A 4629-nucleotide genomic window follows, 5' to 3' on the forward strand; every position below is an offset into this window, starting at 1 on the left:
CGCGTACGGGGGTCAGATGCCGGCGCGGAGGTGTTCCTGCCGGGCCTGGACCAGGCCGCGCCATGCGGTGCGGACGTCGTCTTCGCTCGTGGTCCAGCGGGTGGTCGACGACTCGGGCAGGGGCAGGCCCGCCATGAAGTGGGCGATGTCGGTGAAGTAGGCGAAGTCGCCGGTGGCGGTGAGCGCGCGCAGCCGGTCGATGGTGGCGGCCAGGTTCTGGCCGTCGTTGCGGACGGCGTGGTGGAAGGCGCGGGCGAGCTCCACGAAGCGGTGGAGGAAGGGGAGCCCGGCGGCCTCGAGGTCGGTGTGCAGGCTCTGGGCGCGGTCGGTGACGCTGTCGGTTCCGGCGTCCTTGATCAGGGCGACGACCTGGGCGAGGAGGTGTTGGAGCGCTGGTCGAGGCTATCGAGGAGCTGGTGGGCGAGGGCGAGCTCGTCGTCGGCACGGCCGGGGTTGGCGAAGGAGACGGCGAGGGCGAGGCGGACCTGCGTCATGGCGCGTTCGCCGGCGGCACCGCGCTGCTCGGCTTCGGCGCGGCCGGCTTCGAAGGCGGCGACGGCCTGGGCGGTGTCGGCGTGGGACCAGTGGATGTCGCCGAGGACGCGGTGGTGGCGGCCTGTCCAGCCCAGGGTGGGGACGGCGGCCAGGGCAGCGGGAAAGTCGCCCGGCGAGGCGGGCCAGGTTGGCAAGTCCCCGCCTCGCCTTGGGGGCGAGGCGACCGTCGGCGTCAGCGACCTGTTGCATGCCAGCGCGGGCGGCGTGGTTCTGGCTGAGGTCCTTGTGGGCCTTGGCCCGGTAGTACAGGGCCATCTCGGTCAGCTCGGCGGGCAGCAGGCCGGTGTCCAGGACAGTGGTAAGAAGGTCGGCGGTGCGCTCGGTCCGTGCTCGGGTCAGGGCGGGGTGGTGTTGCGCGCGGCGTTGGCGTAGCGGGTGGCGAGGTACGCGAATGCGTTGCGGAGTTCGGGTGGGCCGATGACTTCGATGTCGGTGTCGAAGCGGCCGATGGTGGCGGCCAGGCCGGTCCATGACCAGGAGCCGAGGGTGAGTCGGCAGCGGTGGGGGCCGAGTTCTTCGACGATTCCGTCGTGGGCGAAGGGGGCGACGGCGGTGGCGGGGAGACTGAGGACGACTTCGCCTTGGCAGGGCCAGTCGGTGGTGGTGCCGTCGGAGCCGCGGAATCTGGTCATGATGAAGGCGGACACGTCGCCTCCGGGGAGTTCGCGAGGCGTGAAGCGAGGGCCGGCGGGTGTGCGCGGCTGTATGCGGTCGACACGGAAGGTCCGCCAGTCCTCCCGGTCGAGGTCCCAGGCCAGGAGGTACCAGCGGCCGCGCCGGGTGACCAGGTGGTGGGGCTGTACGCGGCGGCGCTGCCCGGCAGTGGCGGGGCCGTCCGCGAGGCCGTCTGCGGCGTAGTCGAAGCGGAGTTCCGCATGGGTGTGGATGGCGGTGCTCAGGTCCGTGAGGACGTGGGCGTCGGCCTGTGAGGCGTCCTCGCCTTCCGGTGGGTGGACGGCCGTGATGCGCATCGTGTCGATGCGGTGGCGTAGTCGGGGCGGCATGATCTGGCGGATCGTGGCGAGGGCCCGGGCCGCGTCCTCGGCCAGCGTGGTGCCGGTGGCGGCGGACTGAAGGGCGAGGGCCAGGGCGACGGCCTGGTCGTCGTCGAACAGCAATGGGGGCAGATGCGCACCGGCATCCAGGCGGTATCCGCCGGAGGGCCCTTTGAAGGCCATGATCGGGTAGCCGAGTTCCCGCAGGCGGTCCATGTCGCGGCGAACCGTGCGCGGGGTGATGCCGAGCCGCTCGGCGAGGTCCTCGCCGGACCAGTCACGGCGCGTCTGGAGCAGTGAGAGCAGCGCGAGCAGTCGCGAGGACGTCTTGTGCATGTCCATCATTCTGCCCGCAGTACAGGACACAACCTGTCCGCTACCTCCGCAATGGTGGGATCAGAGCCACCGAGGGGGCATTGCCCCAGGTCACAGTGGCCGCGCCGGGCCCGGTTCCGATCGCGGCGGCGCACATTCGACGAACCCAAGGCAACAAGGAGCAGGCATGTCCGTCACGACCACCACCCACCTGAACTTCCGGGGCGACGCGCGTCAGGCGCTGGACTTCTACCAGTCCGTCTTCGGCGGACGCACCGTCGCCGTCACCTACAAGGACGCCGGCAACGTGCAGAACGAGAACGAGGCGGACTGGGTGATGTGGGGCGAGGTGGCCGGGGACAACGGATTCCACGTCATGGCCTACGACGTCCCCTCCCAGCTGCCCTGGAACCGGGGCGAGAACCCCTTCTTCGTCTCCGTGCGCGGCACCGACGCCGACGAGATCAGCGCCCTGTGGCACAAGCTCACCGAGGGCTCGACAGTGATGCGCCCCTTGGAGCCCGCACAGTGGGCGCCGCTTTACGGCATGCTCACCGACCGTTTCGGAGTCACCTGGGTCCTGGACGTCACCGCTCCCTACAACGGCTGACCCGACCGGCTCGGCACACGACAAGCAGGGTCCGCCGCGGTAACGCGGCGGACCGGTGGGGTCAGAGGCGGAAGGAAACGAGTCACCGTGCGCATACATCAGCTGAGGCGGACCGGTATCGAGGTCGGCGCCCACGCCCTGGGCACCCTGGCGTTCGGCAAGATGGGCAACCCCGACCACGACGACTGTGGGCGCATGATTCACCGGGCGCTGCCATGACCGTCCTCGACACACGCGCCCTCAACCGCGCCACCCTCGCCCGCCAGTACCTGCTCGAGCGTGCGGACGCACCCGTCCGCGACGCTGTGGCGCACCTGTGCGGAATGCAGGCGCAAGAACCGCAGGAACCCTTCATCGGCCTGTGGTCCCGGCTGCACGCCTTCAAGCCGCAGGAACTGGACGACGCACTGATCGGACGGAAGGTCGTGCGCACGCACCTGATGCGCCGCACCGTCCACCTCGTCACCGCCGACGATGCGCTGGCCTGGCGAGCCCGCCACGACACCATGCTGCGCCAGCGGGTGATGGCCACCTACCGATGCGAACTCGCGGGCATCGACATGGACGAGGTCGCCGCGGCCGGCCAAGCGGTCATGGCCGACCGCAAGCCCCGCACCATGGCCGAACTCGTCCAGGCACTCGAAGACCGCTGGCCCTCGCCTCCACGCCGCGTCCTGGGCGAGCTCCTCGTCGCAGCCCTCATCCCGATGGCCCAACTCCCGCCCCGCGGCCTGTGGCGCACCACGGCCGGTGTCCGCAATCTGCCCCTGGCCACCTGGCTCGGGCGCGACATCGCCCCACTCTCCCTCGACGAGACCGACCCGACCGGGCAACAACTGGTACGGCGCTACCTCGCCGCCTACGGGCCCGCCGCCAGTGCCGACATCCGCTCCTGGAGCGGCCTCGCCGGATTGCCCGCCGCAGTCAAAGCCATCCGCGAAGAACTCGTCACCTTTCGCGACGAACGCGGCCGCGAGCTTCTCGACCTGCCCGACGCGCCGCGCCCACACCCAGACACCCCCGCACCCGTCCGGTTCCTACCGGCATTCGACAACGCGATCCTCGGCTACCACGACCGCAGCCGCATCATCGACGACGCCCACCTTGGCCTGTCCGTCGCCGGCCAACGCGCCGTCCTCGTCGACGGACGCGCCGCCGCCACCTGGACCGTGCGCAACGAACAGCTCGACATCACCCCACTCCGCCCTCTCTCCGCCCCAGAGCGAGAAGCCGTCCACATCGAGGCCCAAGCCCTGACCACCTTCCTGGACGAGGACATCGACCACGTACGCATCACCGCCAACAACGATTGAGCGATGCCGGGTCGATCCCATGTTCCGACCTGCTGATCGCTCGGGGGCCCGCGTTCCGCGACCGGCACGAGGAAGAGCGCCGTGTACCGCGAATCGCTGGAGGCCGTGATCGCAGCCAAGAACGAGGGACACGCACCCCCTCCCGAAATGCCGGAGCGCGAGGAGACCGCCGGCCAGGTCGTCGACCTTATGGCCGCGCTGAACGCATCGGTCGAGCAGGCCAAGGAGCGCCGCGGCGAGCCAGCCACCGTGCACGAGATGCCCAAGAAGCGGCCTCGATCAGGACGTCACCACGCCGGTCCCGCACGTACTGCTCGGCCTGGGCGAACCAGGCCCGGTAGTCAGGCCGGATCGCCGCCCCTGCGTTGCGGGGATCGTCGCGCAACAGCTCGAAGTAGTCCGGGTGCTGGGCTTTGAGGTCGTCACCGACCAGCCGGGTCGTTCCCGGCCGCATCGCGCGCCGGACCATCCGGGCGGCCAGCAGCTTGCCCGCCCCGGGCTGGCCCAGCACATACACCGCGCGCGGATTGTCCTGGCTGACGATGCCTGCGAGGTAGGACGGGACGATCAGCTCGTCGAAGATCCAGCGGTGTTCGCTGGGCGAGAGCCGGTGGTAGTCAACGCCCGGTGCGCCCCGGCGAGGCTGGGCGATCCGCCGGACAGGCTCGGCCAGCGCGGCGGCGCGTTCGGCGTTGCGACGCACGGCCAGGGCCCAGTCCTCGGGCAGACGCGGGTCGTAGGCGCGCCGGTCCGCTTCCGCGAGCTGACGGCGAAAAGTGCCGGTCTCGGCCGGCGTCCACTTGCGGACGCGTTCGGCCAGCAACGCCTCACGTGAGCCCGG

7 protein-coding genes are annotated in these 4629 nt (G+C 70.6%); 3 read left to right on the top strand and 4 right to left on the bottom strand.

Annotated features, from left to right (window positions below; genetic code table 11):
* Positions 1–12: 12 nt before the first annotated feature.
* The 3 genes from ACWGI8_RS40000 to ACWGI8_RS40010 all read right to left on the bottom strand — a co-directional run bounded on the left by ACWGI8_RS40000 (position 13) and on the right by ACWGI8_RS40010 (position 1886).
* Positions 13–264 carry a hypothetical protein gene (locus ACWGI8_RS40000; protein WP_453668359.1) on the bottom strand — a complete coding sequence of 84 codons (252 nt, stop codon included), beginning with the start codon at positions 262–264 and terminating at the stop codon, positions 13–15.
* Between the two features lie 92 nt (positions 265–356).
* Positions 357–689: a hypothetical protein gene (locus ACWGI8_RS40005; RefSeq protein WP_453668360.1), complete on the bottom strand. Its 333-nt coding sequence runs from the start codon at positions 687–689 to the stop codon at positions 357–359.
* A 201-nt stretch (positions 690–890) separates the two neighbouring features.
* Positions 891–1886: a helix-turn-helix transcriptional regulator gene (locus tag ACWGI8_RS40010; protein WP_453668361.1), complete on the bottom strand. Its 996-nt coding sequence runs from the start codon at positions 1884–1886 to the stop codon at positions 891–893.
* 166 nt (positions 1887–2052) lie between these two features.
* On the opposite strand from ACWGI8_RS40010, the gene ACWGI8_RS40015 reads away from it, so the two are divergent.
* The 3 genes from ACWGI8_RS40015 (at position 2053) to ACWGI8_RS40025 (ending at position 3788) form a co-directional block, all read left to right on the top strand.
* Positions 2053–2475: a VOC family protein gene (locus tag ACWGI8_RS40015; RefSeq protein ID WP_453668362.1), complete on the top strand. Its 423-nt coding sequence runs from the start codon at positions 2053–2055 to the stop codon at positions 2473–2475.
* Between the two features lie 87 nt (positions 2476–2562).
* Positions 2563–2694: a hypothetical protein gene (locus ACWGI8_RS40020; RefSeq protein ID WP_453668363.1), complete on the top strand. Its 132-nt coding sequence runs from the start codon at positions 2563–2565 to the stop codon at positions 2692–2694.
* Positions 2691–3788 carry a winged helix DNA-binding domain-containing protein gene (locus ACWGI8_RS40025; RefSeq protein ID WP_453668364.1) on the top strand — a complete coding sequence of 366 codons (1098 nt, stop codon included), beginning with the start codon at positions 2691–2693 and terminating at the stop codon, positions 3786–3788. Before ACWGI8_RS40020 ends, ACWGI8_RS40025 begins: the two co-directional genes overlap by 4 nt.
* Positions 3789–3975: 187 nt before the next feature.
* Here the strand turns inward: ACWGI8_RS40025 and ACWGI8_RS40030 are convergent.
* On the bottom strand, positions 3976–4629 hold a 654-nt coding region (locus ACWGI8_RS40030), incomplete at its 5' end, for a zeta toxin family protein (RefSeq protein ID WP_453668365.1).

The organism is Streptomyces sp. NPDC054841 (assembly GCF_053611045.1).